This window comes from Ochrobactrum sp. XJ1 (assembly GCF_024701725.1).
GTDB lineage: Bacteria > Pseudomonadota > Alphaproteobacteria > Rhizobiales > Rhizobiaceae > Brucella > Brucella anthropi.
The window spans coordinates 423,955-442,495 of record NZ_VDGD01000001.1 but is presented as its reverse complement, the minus strand read 5'-3'; the positions used below and the strand labels follow the sequence as shown (position 1 = coordinate 442,495).

The following is an 18,541-nucleotide window of genomic DNA, read 5'->3' as shown; positions in this document are numbered from 1 at the left end:
AATCCGGTCGGGCCACACAGTTAATAGCAGGTGGCCCGAAACCGTGATCAGGCAACAGAACAGGAAACGAGCGTGAAGGGACTTGCAGCAGCCATTGCCGTTGTCGCCGTACTGGCTGTCATCAGCCTGTTTATCGGCGTCAGCGATGTGTCGCTGAGCACGCTATTCGGCACCGAAAGCACTGACCGTGCCGCCGAAGTCATGCTTGTCAGCCGTATTCCACGCACCCTTGCAATCATTCTGGCGGGCATGTCCATGGCCGTCTCAGGCATGATCATGCAGATGCTGACACGCAACCGTTTCGTTGAACCATCGACGGCAGGTACGGTGGAATCTGCCAGTCTTGGCATCCTTCTGGTCATACTGTTTGCACCGGAAACGCCAGTAATCGGAAAAATGCTGGTCGCTTCTGTTACGGCGCTTGCCGGAACTGCTTTGTTCCTTCGCATTCTTCGTGCCATTCCGTTGCGATCCGTTCTTGTCGTGCCCTTGGTCGGCATCATGCTTGGTGGTGTTGTCAGCGCAATCACTACTTTCATTGCTTACCGCTTTGATCTTCTGCAATCGCTCAACTCCTGGACAACCGGCGATTTTTCCGGCGTTCTTCGCGGACGCTATGAACTCTTGTGGCTTGCGTTCTTCCTTACAATCATCGCCTACATTGCCGCTGACCGCTTCACGGTCGCGGGACTGGGCGAGGATTTCACCACCAACCTTGGCCTAAATTATCGCCGTGTAGTCACACTTGGCCTTGTCATCGTTTCGATGGTCAGCGCATCAGTCGTCGTGACCGTTGGCATGATACCTTTCCTTGGTCTTATCGTTCCGAACGTCGTCAGCATGTTTATCGGCGACAATATGCGACGGGCTGTACCGTGGGTTGCAATACTCGGCGCTGGACTTGTTCTTGCCTGCGATATTGTCGGGCGAGTAGTCCGCTTTCCTTACGAAATTCCAATCGGTACCATGATGGGAGTCGTGGGAAGCGTCATATTCCTCTATCTTCTGTTGCGGCGGGGATCACGCCTTGCTTAAGCGCCCTACCTTGATCCTCTCGCTCCTCTCTGTGATCACTCTGCTTGCAGTGGCAGCATTCATGACAGTCGGCGCAAAGGGAAGCTGGTCTTTCATCCTGTCCTTCCGCGGCACCAAGCTTGCAGCCATGGTACTGGTCGCATACTCGATTGCGGTTTCAACGGTGTTGTTCCAGACAGTCACGAACAACCGCATCCTAACCCCCTCGATCATGGGGTTCGACGCGCTTTATATTCTGATTCAGACATTGGTAGTCTTCTTCTTCGGCGCTGTTCAAATCGATTGGATCGGACCGAATATTCGCTTTCTGGCAGAAACCGCTATCATGGTGGTTTTCGCTGGTACACTCTATTACTGGCTCTTCTCCGGAGCAACGCGCAGCCTGCACCTCGTTATGCTTGTCGGCATTGTCTGCGGTGTCTTTTTCCGCAGCATTTCCAACCTGATGCAGCGGATGCTTGATCCAAATCTTTTCGCTGTTCTGCAAGACCGTTTCTTCGCCAGTTTCAACACCATCAATAGCGACATTCTGATTATGTCAGCCGTTATTGTCGCGGCTGTTTCGCTCTACGGTCTGCGCTTCGTCTATGTCTTTGACGTCCTGTCACTCGGCAGAGATCCGGCAATCAATCTGGGCGTCGATCATCGACGCATCGTGCGCAAAATCCTGTTCATGGTCACGGTGTTGGTTTCCGTTTCCACCGCACTGGTTGGACCTATAACCTTTTTCGGTCTTCTGGTCGCCAATCTGGCTTACATGCTTGCCGGTTCGGCAAAACACCGGTTTATCCTGCCTATAGCCATCTTGCTTGCAATCCTCTGCATCGTTGGCGGACAGACCATTCTGGAACGGGTCTTCTCGTTCAATACCGCACTCAGTGTCATCATCGAGTTTCTGGGCGGCCTTGTCTTCATTATCCTTCTCGTCAGGGGGCACGCGCGTTGATAGAAATCAGCCAAGTCAGCAAATCCTACAACAGCACACTTGTCGTTGATGATGTGACCCTGAAATTGCCTGCTTGCGGCATAACCTCGATCATCGGGCCGAATGGGGCAGGAAAATCGACGCTGCTCTCGATGGTGAGCCGTCTCCTGCCAATGGACAAGGGTCGTGTGACCGTAGACGGACTCGATGTTTCAACGACATCCGGTGATGTGTTGGCAAAACGCCTTTCGATCCTACGACAGGAAAATGCGATTAATTCCCGCCTGACCGTGCGCGACCTCGTAACCTTCGGTCGTTATCCCTATTCTAAAGGCCGCCCGAATAGTGAAGACCGCAATCATGTCGAGCAGGCCATCGGCTATCTCGGTCTTGAAGATCTAAGCGGACGCTTTCTGGATGAACTTTCGGGCGGACAGCGCCAGCGTGCATTCGTAGCAATGGTGCTATGCCAGGATACAGATTATGTGCTGCTGGACGAACCGCTCAACAACCTCGATATGAAGCATTCAGCTTCAATGATGAAGTTGTTGCGGCGAGCTGCAGACGAACTTGGAAAAACCGTTGTTCTGGTTCTGCACGACATCAATTTCGCATCGTGCTATTCCGACCACATAGTCGCCATGCGCCACGGCAAGGTTGTGCATCAAGGAAGCCCGGATGAACTTATTCATCCGGAAATCCTTGCAGACATTTACGAGATGGAGATTGCCGTCGAAATTATCGGCGGCAAACGCATTGGCGTCTATTATCTTTAAGCAACCGCATCCGAGGGAAGCATCATTTGCAAGGCATCATAGGATGCCAGCACGGTTTCCATTTGCGCCGTGTGTCCCTTGACGAAAGCATCGCCATAAACCGTCTCATCCGGATACTCGGTGATCAGCGTCAATGGCACCGTATGGCGGTCATCCACGCCGACGAGGCACGGAAACCCATTGATGATGCGGAAACCCGTTTCGCCTGCATGCTGCTCGAACAGCCTGATCTGGGCATTGTTATAGGCAACCAAGCCATCAATCGCGGCCAGATGTTTCGTCACGCGGTCGATTAGTTCTTCTGCTGCCTTCTCCCAGGAGGCATGGTGGCGGATGATCAGGAAAAAGCCCTTCGGCAACGTCCACATGGCAAAGGAACGCGGCACATAGCCGGACAGCGGACGCGTCCATTCATGCGATGGATAACCATGCAGGTTGACGTGCAGTTTCGCATCCGTCAGCTTTTCAGCCTCGACACGAATGGCCTTTTCGTAAAGCCCCTCGCCGCTGCGATATTCAAGATCGTCACCCAGCGCCGTATAGCGCGCGGCGTGATGCATGTGGTGCGGCTGAAGTGCGCAAAGCCGCTTGTGTATCTCGTATCCGTCTGGATTCTCCTGCGGGGAGATCGTGAAATGCGCGCTTTTGCGCGCAGCAAGCCGGTTAGCCGCCCGTAACGCGCCGACAACGCCGGTCGTTTCATTGGCGTGCTGTCCGGCGCTGATCATCATCGCGGCATCGCTGCCCTTGCGATAGGTCGCGCGCACCGTTCTGCCTGAACGGGTCTTTGCCTCGAACGGCTTGCCGCCCAGTCTGGCGATTTCACGGCGGATCTGATCGGCGGAAAGCGGCGCTTGCGCCGTCTCCAGAACCTGTTCTGCCGTCAGCGCGTCATCGGTTGAAAGCGAGCGTGTCTCCACTTTGACCGACGGCTCGGCATCGCGAAAGCGGACTTCCGGTACAATCTGGCCCGGTTGCAAGCCACGATCGCCCACCGGACGACCCGACTTTTTCTGAAAAACTTCGAGCAGCGAGAAGTAGATATCCTCGTGCATGGCTTCGGTGAGGCTCAGCGTTTCCTCGTCGTAAGGCAGGCGGCGGTCGGTGATCGGCAGACTGACCGCGATGTTCAACTCATCGAAATAAGGTTCGCCACGCTTCCAGTCATGGGCGGCGATGGCCGCGACGGTGTCATGAAACAGCTTTTCATAGGATGTCTCATAGCGCGCGTTTTCAATCTTGCCGTGCCGCGTGACGGCCAGCCAGCCGGTTGGCGACACCAGCGTTTCGCCGATGAAATCCACATGCACGCGGTTGGGCGCGAAAACCCGATGGCTTTCGCTGTGGCCATCGGCAAAGACCAGATCGACTTCATAATGAAAGTCGTCTTTGCCCGAAGCCGAGAAATCTATCTCCGTCTCCGGAAGAAGCGCTGATAAAGGATAGGTCTCAAGCAGAAACCTGTTCTGCACACAGGCGTCATGACGCGGATAACGGATCGCTGCCGACTTCAGCGCAGAGCCATCAACTTCTTCCAGAAAGAAATGCAGGAGCGGCTTATAAGCCGAGCGCAGCCGCACCTCGACACCAGCCTCGCGCAGCGTCGTTTCCGCGGCAAAGCGGCTCGGCTGATCATCGAACAGCCATGCTTCCACCTTCGCGCCGCGCATTTCCGGTTTCAGGAAGCGTTCGACAAGCGCATGAACCGTACGCGGATAGGTTTTCTCAAAAAGCACGCTCATCGGGAAGTCCTGCCGGTTGGATCTAGGCTGTCGCGCAGCCAGTCGCCAAGAAGATTGAGACCAAGCACCGTGAACAGAATGGCGAGGCCCGGGAAAATGCTCACCCACCATGCAGTCTGGAGATAAGTGCGACCATCGGCCAGCATGCCGCCCCAGCTTGGAATGGTCGGATCAACACCAAGGCCGAGGAAGGTCAGGCTCGATTCCAGCAGGATATTATTGGCGACATTGAGCGTCATCAGCACGATGACCGGACCAAGCAGGTTCGGCAGCAGGTGCTGGAAGATGATGCGCCAATCCTTCACGCCGATGGCCCGGGCTGACAGGATGAACTCGCGCTCGCGCAACGACAACACCGAGCCGCGCACCAGTCGCGCATATTGCACGCATTGCGAGACGATCAGCAAAATGATGGTGTTGAAAAGCCCGCCACCCAGAATGGCCATCACAGTGATGGCAAGCAAAATGAAGGGCATGGCCAGCTGCACATCGACAAAGCGCATCAGCGCCATATCCCAGAAGCCGCGATAATAGCCAGCGACGAGACCCATGATGGTGCCGATAAGAACGGAGCCGATCACCGAGACAAAACCGACAAACAGCGAAATCTTGCCGCCGGTGATGACACGCGCCAGCACATCGCGGCCCAGCGGATCTGTGCCGAAAATATGGGCCTGATTGACAAATGGCGGTGTCAGGCGCGCCAGGAGATCGATCTTGTTGGCGCCGCCCGGAAACAGATAGCCGGAGAAAATCACCGCCAGACAAATGCAGCCGGTCAGCACGACGCCGACGATGAATTCGAGGCTCGCAAAACGCGAAAACAGAACGGATAAGGTCTTGGTTGCCATGGGTCCTACTCCGTGCGGATACGCGGATCGACAAGGCCATAAGCGATGTCCACGAGAAGATTGACGCCGATGATCAGCATGGAAAGGATCGCGATGGTGGCCTGCAGGACAGGATAATCGCGCCCGGCCACCGCGTCGAAGGCAAGTGTGCCCATGCCCGGCCAGTTGAACACGCGTTCCACCACGACGATACCACCGAGAAGACCGCCGAACTGAAGCCCGAGATAGGTGATCAACGGAATGGCGCAATTGCGCAGCGCATGCTTGTAGAGAACCTTGTTCTCGCTCAACCCCTTGGCGCGCGCCACCATAATATATTGCGATTGCAGCGTCTCCAGCATCGCCGTGCGCACAAGACGAACATTGGTTGCAGTCAGGATGACGCCCATGGTGAGCGCGGGCATGATGAAGCTTGCAATGCCGCTCATGCCGCTTGGCGGTAGCCATTGCAGCGAGATGCCGAACAGCAGCACCAGCATGGTCGCCAGCCAGAAGTTCGGAAAGGACAGGCCCACCAGCGAGCAGATGCGGATCAGCTGATCGGCCCATTTTCCACGCGACACCGCAGCCTTGATACCGAGTGGAACGGAAATCACGATAGAAACGAACAGCGAGGCGAAGGCCAGCATCAGCGTGGCGGGCAGAGCGCCAGCAACGAGCGTGGAAACCGACGTTCCACCGAGGAAACTGCGCCCCAGATCCATCGTGAACAGTCCTTTCAGGAACTGCCAGTATTGAACGAAGAACGGCTGGTTGAGACCGAGGCCTTCACGGATGCGCGCAAGATCAGCTTCGGTAATGCTGCCCGCGCCTTGCGTCAGCATCAATGCCGGATCGCCTGTCAGGCGGACCGCGAAAGCGACAAGCAGCGTCATCGCGACAAGCACGAACAACGCCTGCAAAATTCGTTTGATCAGAAATCCGGCCACCAGTGCGCCTCCGAAATGCTGCAGCAAGCCGGATATGACCGGCTTGCCGTATTGTCATTCTTGCTTACTCGACAGTGACGTCCGTGAGACGCAGACGGCTGTCGGGAACCGGCACGAAGTTCTTCACGCGTTTGTTGACGCCGAAGATTGCCTTGAGATTGTAAAGCGGCATTTCGAGTGCACGGTCGGCAGCGTAAACCGCGATTTCCTGCAAGAGCTTTTCGCGCTCGCCGCGATCAATAACCGAGCGCTGCGCTTCCAGCATCTTGTCGAGCTTTTCGTCCTTGTCGTAAGGGTTCCACTTCTCGCCGGAATGGTACATGGAATAGGCGGTGTTATCGTAGTCGAAGGTCCAGCCGCCCCAGGCCTGCTGGAACATCGCGCCGGTCTTGCCCTGCGGGATGATATCGTTCAGCAAAACATTGGTGTCATAAGGCTTGATGGTGGCATTGACGCCGACCATTTGCAGGAAGCTTGCGATAGCCTGCGCCACTTCATTGAAGCTTGCATCCTGACCGCGCACATCGATCTGCACGGTTGCGCCGGGCTTGACGCCCGCTTCTTCGAGCAGTTTCTTCGCGCCTTCCGGATCGTAAGGCAGCGGCTTCATGTTCGGATCGAAACCGAAGGACAGCGAGCCCTGGAAGCTTGCAATCGGTTCTGCCTGACCGGCCAGAATGGACTGGATGATCGCATCGCGGTCAACTGCCATGATCAGCGCCTTGCGAACGCGCTCGTCCTTGGTGATGCCATCAGCCGTGTTGAAGCGCAGGGCATAGACCGTCGGGCCTGCCGTCGTGACGAGTTCCAGCTTCGGATCGCCCTGAATGGTCGGGATCATGCCAATCGGAATGGTCGGCGGAATGACCAGATCGACGCGCCCGGCCTGAAGTTCGGCAACGGCGGTCGAAGGCTCGGTGATGAAGCGATATTCCAGTTCGGAAAGTTTCGGCGCACCGCCCCAATGATCAGCGAAAGCCTCAAGCTTGATGCTCACCTTCGGTTCATAGGACACGAATTTGAATGGCCCGGTACCGACCGGATGCGTGTTGAAATAATCGTCGCCTTTTTCCTGAATGTATTTTGGCGGAACGATCATGCCACCATAACCGGCCAGCTTGGTGATCAGAACCGGATCTGGCGCCTTCAGATGGAAATCGACGGTCTTGTCGTCTATAACTTCCACCTTCTCGATGGCGATATAGTTCGAACGCTGCGGGCCTTTCGCGCCCTCGTCACCGAGCAGGCGATCAAAGGTGAACTTGACGGCTTCGGCGTTGAACGGCTCCCCATTATGGAACTTGACGTTCTCGCGCAGATGGAAGCGGATGCGCTTGCCGTCATCCAGCTCATCCCACGAGGCTGCCAGTGCCGGAACAATCTTGAGGTCTGGTCCGCGATAGACGAGACCGTCGAAAATATTGGTGGCGACAGAAGCCCAGTTGACGAGGAAAGTGTCGATCGGATCCCAGCTGCCCGGGTCCTGCGGCGACGAAACGGTCAGCTTTCCGGCAGCGAAAGCCGGAGCAGATGCAAACACTGCCGCCGAGAGAGCGGAAGCCATAAGAACGGCTTTAAGTGTCTTCCTTATCATTGTTTTTTCCCCTTTGGGTTTCTGTTGAACTTTATGCGTCAGACGGTTTCGGCCACGAAATGTCCGGCTGCGATCTCGCGATGACGATAGATCGGCGGCTTGTCGTCGATCCGGCGCGTCGTGCTTGGAATTTCACCTTCCAGTGCGGACCGGTTGGTGCGCGCAGCGGGATCGGCAATCGGCACCGCCGAGAGAAGCCGCTTCGTGTAGTCATGCGACGGCGTTTCGAAAACCTGCTGCCGCGAGCCGAGTTCCATGATCTGGCCGAGATAGAGAACGGCCACGCGGTGGCTCATCTTTTCGACCACCGCCATGTCATGGCTGATGAAGAGATAAGCGAGATCCTGCTCTTTCTGGAGGTCCATGAACAGGTTGATAACCTGCGCCTGAATGGAAACATCAAGCGCCGACAGAGCTTCATCGGCAATGATGAGCTTCGGCTTGGAGGCAAGCGCACGCGCAATGCAGACGCGCTGGCGCTGACCGCCGGAAAATTCGTGCGGATAGCGCTTGGCATGTTCCGGGCCGAGACCAACCCGCTCCAGCAATTCTGCCACGCGCGCATTGATCGCCTTACTATTGTCGAGAAGGCCATGCGTGCGGATCGGTTCTGCAATGGAAAAGCCAACCGTCTTGCGCGGATCAAGCGATGCAAACGGGTCCTGGAAAATATACTGCACTTCGCGACGCATGGCATATCGCTCGGCAGCACTCATGGCCGAATAGGCCTTGCCGTTGAAGCGAATATCGCCGGAAAGCGGCGTCTGCAATTGCTGGATGGTGCGCCCTATGGTCGATTTTCCCGAACCGGATTCACCGACCAGCGCCAGCGTTTCGCCCGGATAGATATCGAATGCGACCTTCGACACAGCGTTGCAGACATGCGTGACCTTCCCGAACAGGTTCTTCTTGATCGGAAAGCGCACATAAAGATCGTCTACGGAAAGCAACGGCTTGTCGCCATAACGCGCCGTGTCCTGAATGCGCTCCTCGCCCGTCAAAACAGGCATGCCGTCACGCATGGTCATGACCGGCATCCGCTTGGGAAAGGCTTCGCCCGTCATGCTGCCAAGCTTCGGCACTGCCGACAGCAGCGTCTTGGTATAGGCATGTTCCGGTTTCGAGAAAATCTGCCCGACCGGGCCTTCCTCGACCTTCTTACCCTTCCACATGACGACGACATCGTCGGCCATTTCCGCCACCACGCCCATATCGTGTGTGATGAAAATCACCGCCATTTCAAGCTCTTGCTGCAAATCTCTGATAATGTGCAGTATCTGGGCCTGAATAGTCACATCGAGTGCGGTGGTCGGCTCATCGGCGATCAAAAGCTTCGGGCGGCAGGCAAGCGCCATGGCGATCATGACGCGCTGGCGCATCCCGCCAGAAAGCTGGTGCGGATAGCGCTTCAGCAGTCCTTCCGCATCCGGCAGCCGCACCATTTCCAGAAGCCGCCTACCCTCGGCAAGCGCCGCCTGCTGGGTCATGCCCTCATGCAGCATCAGCACTTCGGATAGCTGGTTGCCGATGGTGAAAACGGGATTAAGCGACGTCATCGGCTCCTGGAAGATCATGGCGATCTCCTTGCCGCGAATGCCGCGCATCGTCTTTTGATCGGCTTTCAGCAGATCACGTTCGCCAAACAGAATGCGGCCAGACGGGAATTTCGCGCCGCTCATATCGGCAAGCCGCATGATGGAAAGCGACGTGATGGACTTGCCCGAACCGGATTCTCCAACCATGGCCAGCGTGCGACCCGGATGAACCGAGAAACTCAGATCGTCAACGACACGGCTCGCGCCAAATTCGACACTGAGGCCATCGACAGTCAGCAGAGGCTTTGAAACTGGTGCGTTCAACTCGGTTCCGCTCAAACTTCCAACCCTTTTACAGTGTGATGGCAGACCGCGTGGCCTGATTGAATGCACCGGACATGAAGCGCAAAAGCGCAGCCACTTCCGAAAGCGTTTCTTCCGAAGGGCGTGCATTGGCAGTGGAATCGACCAAAAGGCGCTCGCGAATCTGCGCATAGCGCGCGCAGGCATCAGCGCCCTTGGCGGTGATCTTCACCGTCTTTTCCTTCGCCGCCTTGCCGGTCGTCAACAGACCGGCATTTTCAAGCTTGCGGATGGCATAGGTGGCAATATGCGTGTCTTCAATGTCGAGAACGAGGCAGATATCGGCAAGCTTCTTCTCGCGATCACGATGGCGGATCGAATGGAGAATCAGCACCTCGATGGGCGAAAGCCCCGGCAATCCAGCCGCAGCCATGCAGCGAACCATCCAGCGCGAAAATGCGTGCGATGCGAGAATGAGGCCATATTCAACCTCGGACATACCTGGCGAACCGCCTTCGGCAAGATGCGCAGACGATACAATGGGACCTATTGAGGCGACGGGGCGCAGATGCTTGGGCAACGCGACTTCATCGAAGCTTGCTTCCCGGGTCTCGGAAGACACCGTTACAGTTTCTTCGCTGTCCCTGTTCTTCCCCATTCTTGCTGCTCCCTTATTTATGTGTATTTTATGTCACCATCTTATCGACATTTTGTCAATAAAGTGGGACTATGAAATCCTGAAAAGATTTCGAAATGCACCAGTAGTGCTGTGTGAGGGAGCCGATAATGAGCGGAACAGGACGCGGAGTATGGGACTTCTGGATCGACCGCGGCGGTACGTTTACGGACATCATCGGGCGAGATCCGCAGGGCCAGCTCCATGCACGCAAGGTTCTCTCCGAAAATCCGTCTGCCTATAAGGATGCCGCCGTTCACGGCATTCGCCTGCATCTTGGCCTCAGGACCGGCGAAGCGGTTCCCGCCGGTATCATCGGCGAAGTTCGCATGGGAACGACGGTCGCGACCAATGCGCTTCTCGAGCGCAAGGGCGAGCGGCTGGCCCTTGTCACCACCAGGGGGTTTCGCGATGCGCTGCGCATTGGCTATCAGGAACGCAAGAACATCTTTGCGACTGAAATCATCAAGCCGGAAGCGCTTTACGAAAAGGTGGTCGAGCTGAACGAACGCGTTCAGGCAGACGGCACGGTTGAAACGGCGCTCGATCCCGCCGAGGCGGAAGCCGTACTGGCTGCACTGAAGGAACAGGGCTACAAATCCGTCGCCATCGCGCTCATGCATGCTTATAAGTTCCCTGCACATGAGGCTGAAATTGCTCGCATTGCGCGCAGTCTCGACTTTGAACAGGTCTCCGTCAGCCATGAAGTTTCGCCGCTGATCAAGCTGGTCGGGCGTGGCGACACCACTGTCGTCGATGCCTATCTGTCGCCGGTTCTTCGCCGCTATGTTGCGCAGGTCTCCAACGAGCTGGATGTCGAGCGCACCGGCGCACGCGTCATGTTCATGATGTCGTCAGGCGGCCTCACCGCAGCCGATCTGTTTCAGGGCAAGGATGCAATCCTCTCCGGCCCGGCAGGCGGCGTCGTCGGCCTCGCCCGGACCGGCGAAACGGCTGGTTTCCCGAATGTCATCGGCTTTGACATGGGCGGCACCTCCACGGATGTCGCGCATTTCGACGGCGAATATGAACGCGCTTTTGAAACGGAAGTTGCCGGTGTGCGCGTGCGCGCGCCGATGATGCTGATCCACACGGTTGCCGCAGGTGGCGGTTCGATCCTGCATTACGACGCCGGACGTTTCCGTGTCGGACCGGATTCGGCAGGCGCCAATCCCGGTCCGGCCTGCTATCGCAATGGCGGACCGCTCGCCGTCACCGATGCCAATGTCATGCTGGGCAAGCTTCTACCGGAATTTTTCCCGGCAATCTTTGGCCCCGACCAGAACCAGACACTTGATGTGGAGCGGGTGCGGGAACGCTTCGCCGCGCTGGCAACTGAAATCGGCGATGGTCGTTCGCCGGAAGCGGTTGCCGATGGTTTCATCCGCATTGCGGTTGCCAATATGGTCGAGGCCATCAAGAAAATTTCCGTCCAGCGCGGCTATGATGTGACGCGCTATGCGCTCAACTGCTTTGGTGGCGCGGGCGGACAACATGCCTGTCTCGTGGCCGATGCGCTTGGCATGAAGAATATTCTTCTCCATCCCATGTCCGGCCTGCTATCCGCCTATGGCATGGGCCTGGCCGATATTCGCGCCACGCGCCAAAAGGCGCTTGGCGTCGCGCTCGATTCAGCAGCGCCTTCAGCCTTGAAAGAACTCGGCGAAGAACTGGCGCAGGAATGCGTCGTTGAACTTCTGGCCCAGGGCATAGAGGCTAAAGCCGTGCAGCGTCATCTGCGCGCCCACATCCGCTATGCGGGCACCGACACGGTGCTCTCCATTGAAGCCGCCTTCCCGGCACAGGATAATGCCGACCGTCTTCGCGCCGAGTTCGAGGCCGCCCATAAGCGCCGTTTCGGCTTCATTGCGGAAAACAAGGCTCTCGTTATCGACGCAGTGGAAGTTGAAGCCGTTGGCGGAGGTGCTGGCGAGACCGAAAGCGCCCAGTCGCTCGACAGCGATCTGGAAGCGGCAACCGCCAAACGGACCAGCTTCTTCTCGCAAGGCACGTTGCACGATGCGGGCGTCGTCTTGCGTGAGCAGATGCAGCGCGGCCAGACCGTCACCGGCCCGGCAATCATCATCGAGAAAAACCAGACCATCGTCATCGAAGATGGCTGGCAGGCTCGCCTGACCGCGCATGACCATGTGGTGCTGACGCGCATCAAGGCGCTGCCCGCCCGCACGGCCATCGGCACCGAAGCCGATCCGGTCATGCTGGAGATTTTCAACAATCTCTTCATGTCCATAGCCGAGCAGATGGGCGTGACGCTTCAAAACACCGCCTATTCGGTGAACATCAAGGAACGTCTCGACTTTTCCTGCGCAGTTTTCGACGCGGCAGGCAATCTCGTCGCCAATGCGCCGCATATGCCGGTGCATCTGGGTTCCATGGATGCATCCGTCGCCACCGCCATCCGCGAAAACAGCGACATCAAGCCGGGCGATGTGTTCCTCATCAACGCGCCTTATAATGGCGGCACGCATCTGCCCGATCTTACAGTATGCACGCCGGTTTTCGATGACGACAATCGCGAAATCCGCTTCTGGGTCGCTAGCCGTGGCCATCACGCGGATATTGGCGGCATCGCGCCGGGTTCCATGTCGCCGCTTGCGGTCAATATCGAGCAGGAAGGCGTCTATATCGACAATTTCAAGCTGGTTGATCGCGGCACCTTCCGCGAGGAAGCGCTCGCCGCTCTGCTGACGGGTGCGACCTACCCCGTCCGCAACCTGACGCAGAACGTCAACGACTTGAAGGCGCAGATCGCCGCCAACGAAAAGGGCGTCGCCGAGCTGAAAAAGATGATCGGTCTTTTCGGCGAGGATGTTGTGAAAGCCTATATGGGCCATGTTCAGGACAATGCCGCCGAAAGCGTGCGCCGTGTGCTCGACAAGCTGCCGGACGGCCATTTCACCTATGAGATGGATCAGGGCTGCCAAATTGAGGTGCGCGTCACGATCGACAAAGAAAAGCGCGAAGCGACGGTTGATTTCACCGGCACGTCGGAACAGCGCCCGGATAATTTTAATGCGCCGGAACCGGTGACACGTGCCGCTGTGCTCTATGTCTTCCGTGTGCTGGTCGAAGGCGACATTCCGATGAATGCGGGCTGCCTGCGCCCGATCAAGATCATCGTTCCGCAAGGTTCGATGCTTTCACCGCGCTATCCGGCAGCCGTGGTGGCGGGCAATGTCGAAGTCAGTCAGGCTGTCACCAACTGCCTGTTTGGCGCGACCAAGGCCATGGCCGCAGCGCAAGGCACTATGAATAATCTGACCTTCGGCAATGATGAATATCAGTATTACGAAACCATCTGTTCTGGTGCCCCCGCCGGTCCGGGTTTCAACGGTGCAGATGCCGTGCATACACATATGACCAATTCCCGCCTCACCGATCCGGAGATTCTGGAAACACGCTTCCCGGTGTTGCTGGAAGATTTCCACATTCGGCATGGATCGGGCGGCAAGGGCAAGTGGCACGCTGGCGACGGCACCAAGCGCACGATCCGTGCACTTAAGACGCTCGATTTCGCCATTCTCTCAGGACATCGCCGCGTAGCGCCCTTCGGCCTTGAAGGCGGCGAAGCCGGTCAAACCGGTCGCAATGAAGTACGGCGAAAGGACGGCTCCATCGAAGTGCTCGGCAACTGCGACCAGACCGTTCTGGAAGCAGGTGAAGCCTTCACCGTCATCACACCAACCGGTGGCGGTTACGGCAAACCCTAGTAGTTGGCCTGCCCACCGACACGCAAAGCGCCGCCAGCTGAAATTCTGGCGGCGCTTTGCGTTCAACCGGCATCGATTGCTTAAAGTCATCTCATAGTGACTGAGGGCGGGTGAATGCTTTCTCCACCCTTCCGATCCGGACTGAAGGGTGTTAGAATTATTCACTCAAATTATTCAAATAATTAGTAACCAATCCTAATAATTACTGCGTAATGGTCGTTTTGGACGCATCTTTAGAATTAAATTTCTGCGATCAATAGAACCTCAACCAGTTCACGGATACCGAAAATGAAATTCGCTCAGATCATCGCTACCGCAGGCATCATTCAGGCAGCTCTTTTCACTGGCGCTATGGCCGGAGAAAATCTCGACGCCATAAAGTCGGCGGGCGTTTTAAAGATCGGCACTGAAGGCACCTACGCGCCGTTCACCTATCACGACAAGGACAACAAGCTCGTCGGCTTCGACGTGGAAATCGGTGAAGCCGTGGCTGCCAAGCTCGGCGTAAAGCCGGAATTCGTTGAAGGCAAATGGGACGGGCTCATCGCTGGGCTTGATTCCAAACGCTATGATGCCGTTATCAACCAGGTAGGCATTACCGAAGAGCGTCAGAAGAAGTTCAACTTCTCCAACCCCTATATCGTTTCCAAGGTCGTTCTGATCGTCAACGACAAGGACGATACGATCAAGGATTTTGCTGACCTTAAGGGCAAGAAGTCAGCACAGTCGCTCACCAGCAATTACGGCAAGCTCGCGAAGGAAGCCGGCGCTGAACTCGTAGCCACAGATGGTTTCGACCAGTCGATCCAGCTTGTTCTGACAGGCCGTGCGGATGCGACCCTCAATGACAGCCTGTCTTTTCTCGACTTCAAAAAGCACCAGCCGAAGGCTCCGGTCAAGGTTGTGGCCGAGAAAGAAAATGCCGACGCGTCGGGCATCATCGTCCGCAAGGGCGACGATGATCTCGTAACGGCAATCAACAAGGCTCTCGACGAAATTAAAGCCGACGGCACCTACGACAAAATTTCACAGAAATATTTCGGTCAGGACGTTTCCAAGTAAGCGTTTTCCTGGTTTACAAGACGAAGCCGGAAGCTCCTTCCGGCTTCGTTTTATTGTGATTGTGAAAAACTATTCCCAAGACATGAATGTCAGGCTGTATAAGATAAGGACGCGCAGGTTTATCAGCGCAAGTTCATTTCAGTCTGACTTTATACATTATTGAGGAGCCGAAAACCGTGCCCGATTGGCTTCAACTGATGGTGGAATCCCTGCCGACTCTTTTGTGGGCTGGCTTGATCTTCACTATTCCCCTCACCCTTCTGTCCTTTGCATTCGGCCTGACATTGGGGCTCCTGACTGCGCTCGTGCGGTTGTTCGCTCCGCTTTGGCTTTCATCTATCGCACGCTTTTATGTCTGGATATTCCGCGGTACCCCCCTGCTCGTGCAGTTGTTCGTAATTTTTTACGGCCTGCCAAGCGCCGGCATCTATCTCGATGCATTTCCAGCGGCCGTAATTGGTTTCTCTCTCAGCGTTGGTGCTTATAGTTCGGAGATTATCCGGGCGGTCATATCTGCCGTTCCGAAAGGTCAATGGGAAGCCGCATATTCCATTGGTATGAGCTGGCGTCAGGCACTTGCCCGCACCATTCTGCCACAGGCAACCCGGACTGCAGTGCCTCCGCTCTCCAATTCCTTCATTTCTTTGGTGAAGGACACGTCGCTTGCAGCCGCCATCACCGTGCCGGAGCTTTTCCAGTCCGCGCAACGTATCGTCGCGACCACTTACGAACCTCTCATCCTCTATATCGAAGCAGCCTTGATCTATCTCGTGATGAGTTCCGTACTCTCAGCGCTGCAAGTGCGCCTTGAAAAACGCTTCGGACGTTATGGCGGCACACTGGAGACAAACGCATGATCGAGCTGCAACATATCGTAAAGCGCTTTGACGACGCTGTGATCCTTAATGATATCAACGTTGCGATTGCCGAGGGCACAGTAACAGCACTAGTCGGTCCATCCGGCGGAGGCAAAAGCACGTTGCTGCGTTGCATAAACCTGCTGGAGATTCCGACGTCGGGCACTCTGGTTCTGGGTGGCCAGAGCCTCAGCTTTGAGCCTGACCGTAAGCCGAGCTGGCAGGCAATCCAATCAATCCGCCGCCAGACAGGCATGGTGTTTCAGAACTTCCAGCTCTTTCCTCACCAGACCGCGATCCAGAATGTGATGGAAGGCCTCGTTACGGTTCTGAAATGGCCGAAGGACAAGGCAAAAGAACGTGCGATGGAATTGCTCACAAAGGTAGGGATGGCGCATAAAGCGGATGCTTGGCCTTCAACGCTCTCTGGTGGCCAGCAACAGCGTATCGCGATTGCACGTGCATTGGCACCATCCCCGCGTGTTCTGTTATGCGATGAGCCCACCTCGGCCCTTGACCCCGAACTCGCCTCCGAAGTCGTTGATGTTCTGAGCAAACTTGCAAAGGAAGGCACCACCATGGTGATCGCGACACACGACCTGCGACTCGCTTCCAAAATTGCAAAGAACGTCGTCTTTCTCGAGTCGGGCAACATCGTTGAAACGGGCTCCGCACACGAGGTTTTCACGCGGCCTGCGCGTGAGCGCACAAAACAATTCGTTGCGACAATCAACGCAGCCCATACTTACGACATCTAACCTGCAGACATATCGTCTCCTTAAGGGCTTTCGCCACCAGCGAAAGCCCTCGGGCGCGCCGTTGGCTCAAATTTCATACGTGCATTCAAAATTTTCCGGCGGCTCTCGACAGCCTGCCCCTTGGTAAAACAGAAAACCACTGTTACATTATGCACAACGTAGAAATTGAAGCGCCTTGCTTGCGTCCTGACAGGTTCGCGCGGCGCCATAAGGACAAAAACCTTGAAGAACCCCGACGAGCGCACCGCCGAAATGGTGCATCAAGGGGCGTCCGGCGGACAATCGGGCAATTCGCAGGCCCGGAATCCGTCCGATAACGGCAAGCGCAGACCGCGCAAGAAAGCCGTTACAGATATCGGCAATGCCCGTAGTGCATCCGATTCAGGACGCTCAAAGCCACAGGACGAGACCGAAGGCACGAATTCGCAGAGCCAGCGTAAACGCGCACGTCGGCGTCGGCGCGGTAAGTCTGTGCCGGCTGTTGAAGCTTCTGCGCAAAAGCCCGAGGCTGCAGAAGCAGCAAACAACCAACAGCGATCTTCCGGAAAAATCTCGAATCGCCGCCGCCGCGCTCGTAAAAAGAAGCAGTCACGACAACAGGGTGCGCAGACGCCGCTGGTAGCTGAAGCTGCGTTGAAGTCTACGCATAATGTCGCGCGCGCGGAAAGCCAACATGCATCGACGCCGAACAAGCGTAAGGGCGGCAATGGCCAGATGCCCCGCGCTGCTAATGGCGCGCATCACGAAAAGGGCGACGCTCCACTTTATGCGGCTTTGGATCTTGGCACAAATAATTGCCGCCTGCTGGTTGCGTCGCCGACGCGGCCTGGCCAATTCCGCGTTGTGGATGCATTTTCACGCATCGTACGATTGGGAGAAGGCTTGAGTGCCACTGGCCAGCTTAGCGAAAATGCGATGGATCGTGCCGTTGAAGCACTGAAGGTTTGCCGTGACAAACTTGCAGGCAAGAAAATCAGACGTTCGCGACTGATAGCCACCGAAGCCTGCCGTTCGGCTTCGAATGGCGAAGCATTTTTGGCACGGGTTCTGGCGGAAACCGGACTTGAACTGGAGATCGTAGACCGGCAGACGGAAGCCCGGCTCGCTGTCTCAGGCTGCGGTACACTGGTTACCCGCGAAACGGATGCTGTCGTGTTGTTCGATATTGGTGGCGGTTCCTCTGAAATCGCGTTGATTGATGTTTCCCGTCGCCGTTCTCCTCGTCTGGCAGAGCATATCATGGCCTGGACGTCTCTTCCTGTCGGCGTCGTGACGCTGGCAGAACGTTTCGGCGGACGCAATGTCACGCAGGAAAGTTTCGATTCCATGGTTTCGCATGTGACCGATCTGCTTGCGCAATTTGCCGAGCGGCAGTGTCTCGGAAATCTGACTGCCAGTCCACGTTTCCACCTGCTGGGTACATCTGGAACCGTAACCACGCTCGCTGGAATTCATCTCGGCCTCGACCGCTATGATCGGCGCCGAGTCGATGGCATGTGGATGGGTGCCGACGATGTGACGCAAATGACCAACCGTCTTCTGTCGTGGGATTTTGACGCTCGTGTAGCCAACCCGTGTATTGGCGCAGATCGCGCCGATCTGGTATTGGCAGGCTGTGCTATTCTCGATGCGATACGCAAAGTATGGCCCAGCGAAAAACTACTTGTTGCCGATCGTGGTTTGCGTGAAGGCATTTTGACCGAACTGATGTCGCGCGACGGCGCATGGCGACACAATCGCGCGACAGGCGCTAGAAACAGGCACTGA

General features: G+C 56.4%; 14 protein-coding genes. 8 read left to right on the top strand and 6 right to left on the bottom strand.

Going from position 1 to position 18,541, the window contains the following annotated elements; genetic code table 11:
- Nucleotides 1-72 precede the first annotated feature (72 nt).
- Genes FG152_RS02120 through FG152_RS02110 form a run of 3 tightly spaced genes read left to right on the top strand, consistent with a single transcriptional unit; the run spans nt 73 to nt 2,736 of the window.
- Nucleotides 73-1,035: an ABC transporter permease gene (locus FG152_RS02120; RefSeq protein ID WP_010658984.1), complete on the top strand. Its 963-nt coding sequence runs from the start codon at nt 73-75 to the stop codon at nt 1,033-1,035.
- On the top strand, nt 1,028-1,981 hold the full coding sequence (locus FG152_RS02115; RefSeq protein ID WP_010658985.1) for an iron chelate uptake ABC transporter family permease subunit: 954 nt from the start codon (nt 1,028-1,030) through the stop codon (nt 1,979-1,981). The genes FG152_RS02120 and FG152_RS02115 overlap by 8 nt, the downstream gene beginning before the upstream one ends.
- A complete protein-coding gene (locus tag FG152_RS02110) occupies nt 1,978-2,736 on the top strand; it encodes an iron ABC transporter ATP-binding protein (protein ID WP_010658986.1) in 759 nt (252 codons plus the stop codon). The genes FG152_RS02115 and FG152_RS02110 overlap by 4 nt, the downstream gene beginning before the upstream one ends.
- On the opposite strand, the gene FG152_RS02105 is transcribed toward FG152_RS02110, so the two are convergent.
- The 6 genes from FG152_RS02105 to FG152_RS02080 form a co-directional block, all read right to left on the bottom strand.
- On the bottom strand, nt 2,733-4,478 hold the full coding sequence (locus FG152_RS02105; RefSeq protein WP_010658987.1) for a M14 family metallopeptidase: 1,746 nt from the start codon (nt 4,476-4,478) through the stop codon (nt 2,733-2,735). The two genes, FG152_RS02110 and FG152_RS02105, sit on opposite strands and share 4 nt — an antisense overlap.
- Nucleotides 4,475-5,329: an ABC transporter permease gene (locus FG152_RS02100; protein WP_010658988.1), complete on the bottom strand. Its 855-nt coding sequence runs from the start codon at nt 5,327-5,329 to the stop codon at nt 4,475-4,477. Before FG152_RS02100 ends, FG152_RS02105 begins: the two co-directional genes overlap by 4 nt.
- 5 nt (nt 5,330-5,334) lie before the next feature.
- On the bottom strand, nt 5,335-6,258 hold the full coding sequence (locus tag FG152_RS02095) for an ABC transporter permease (protein ID WP_029375986.1): 924 nt from the start codon (nt 6,256-6,258) through the stop codon (nt 5,335-5,337).
- Between the two features lie 64 nt (nt 6,259-6,322).
- Nucleotides 6,323-7,852 (bottom strand): ABC transporter substrate-binding protein, encoded by a 1,530-nt coding sequence (locus FG152_RS02090; protein ID WP_029375987.1) that lies wholly within the window; start codon nt 7,850-7,852, stop codon nt 6,323-6,325.
- Nucleotides 7,853-7,890: 38 nt separating this feature from the next.
- Nucleotides 7,891-9,726 carry an ABC transporter ATP-binding protein gene (locus tag FG152_RS02085; RefSeq protein ID WP_498985140.1) on the bottom strand — a complete coding sequence of 612 codons (1,836 nt, stop codon included), beginning with the start codon at nt 9,724-9,726 and terminating at the stop codon, nt 7,891-7,893.
- Between the two features lie 13 nt (nt 9,727-9,739).
- Complete coding sequence (locus FG152_RS02080; protein WP_010658992.1) at nt 9,740-10,348, bottom strand: winged helix DNA-binding protein; 609 nt, start codon at nt 10,346-10,348, stop codon at nt 9,740-9,742.
- A gap of 128 nt (nt 10,349-10,476) precedes the next feature.
- Here FG152_RS02080 and FG152_RS02075 point away from each other — a divergent pair, with 128 nt between their 5' ends.
- From FG152_RS02075 to FG152_RS02055, 5 genes are all read left to right on the top strand, one after another.
- A complete protein-coding gene (locus FG152_RS02075) occupies nt 10,477-14,097 on the top strand; it encodes a hydantoinase B/oxoprolinase family protein (RefSeq protein ID WP_010658993.1) in 3,621 nt (1,206 codons plus the stop codon).
- Nucleotides 14,098-14,385: 288 nt separating this feature from the next.
- Nucleotides 14,386-15,159, top strand: coding sequence for an amino acid ABC transporter substrate-binding protein (locus FG152_RS02070; protein ID WP_010658994.1), 774 nt, complete (start codon nt 14,386-14,388; stop codon nt 15,157-15,159).
- Nucleotides 15,160-15,335: 176 nt separating this feature from the next.
- Nucleotides 15,336-16,016, top strand: a complete 681-nt coding sequence (locus tag FG152_RS02065; protein ID WP_010658995.1) for an ABC transporter permease subunit — start codon at nt 15,336-15,338, stop codon at nt 16,014-16,016.
- Nucleotides 16,013-16,774, top strand: a complete 762-nt coding sequence (locus FG152_RS02060; RefSeq protein ID WP_010658996.1) for an amino acid ABC transporter ATP-binding protein — start codon at nt 16,013-16,015, stop codon at nt 16,772-16,774. The genes FG152_RS02065 and FG152_RS02060 overlap by 4 nt, the downstream gene beginning before the upstream one ends.
- A gap of 222 nt (nt 16,775-16,996) precedes the next feature.
- Nucleotides 16,997-18,541, top strand: a complete 1,545-nt coding sequence (locus tag FG152_RS02055) for a Ppx/GppA phosphatase family protein (protein WP_029375988.1) — start codon at nt 16,997-16,999, stop codon at nt 18,539-18,541.

Coding starts and splice junctions, on each gene's coding strand:
- FG152_RS02105 (WP_010658987.1), bottom strand. CDS start 4,478: ATGAGCGTGCTTTTTGAGAAAACCTATCCGCGTACGGTTCATGCGCTT.
- FG152_RS02100 (WP_010658988.1), bottom strand. CDS start 5,329: ATGGCAACCAAGACCTTATCCGTTCTGTTTTCGCGTTTTGCGAGCCTC.
- FG152_RS02090 (WP_029375987.1), bottom strand. CDS start 7,852: ATGATAAGGAAGACACTTAAAGCCGTTCTTATGGCTTCCGCTCTCTCG.
- FG152_RS02080 (WP_010658992.1), bottom strand. CDS start 10,348: ATGGGGAAGAACAGGGACAGCGAAGAAACTGTAACGGTGTCTTCCGAG.
- FG152_RS02075 (WP_010658993.1), top strand. CDS start 10,477: ATGAGCGGAACAGGACGCGGAGTATGGGACTTCTGGATCGACCGCGGC.
- FG152_RS02070 (WP_010658994.1), top strand. CDS start 14,386: ATGAAATTCGCTCAGATCATCGCTACCGCAGGCATCATTCAGGCAGCT.
- FG152_RS02060 (WP_010658996.1), top strand. CDS start 16,013: ATGATCGAGCTGCAACATATCGTAAAGCGCTTTGACGACGCTGTGATC.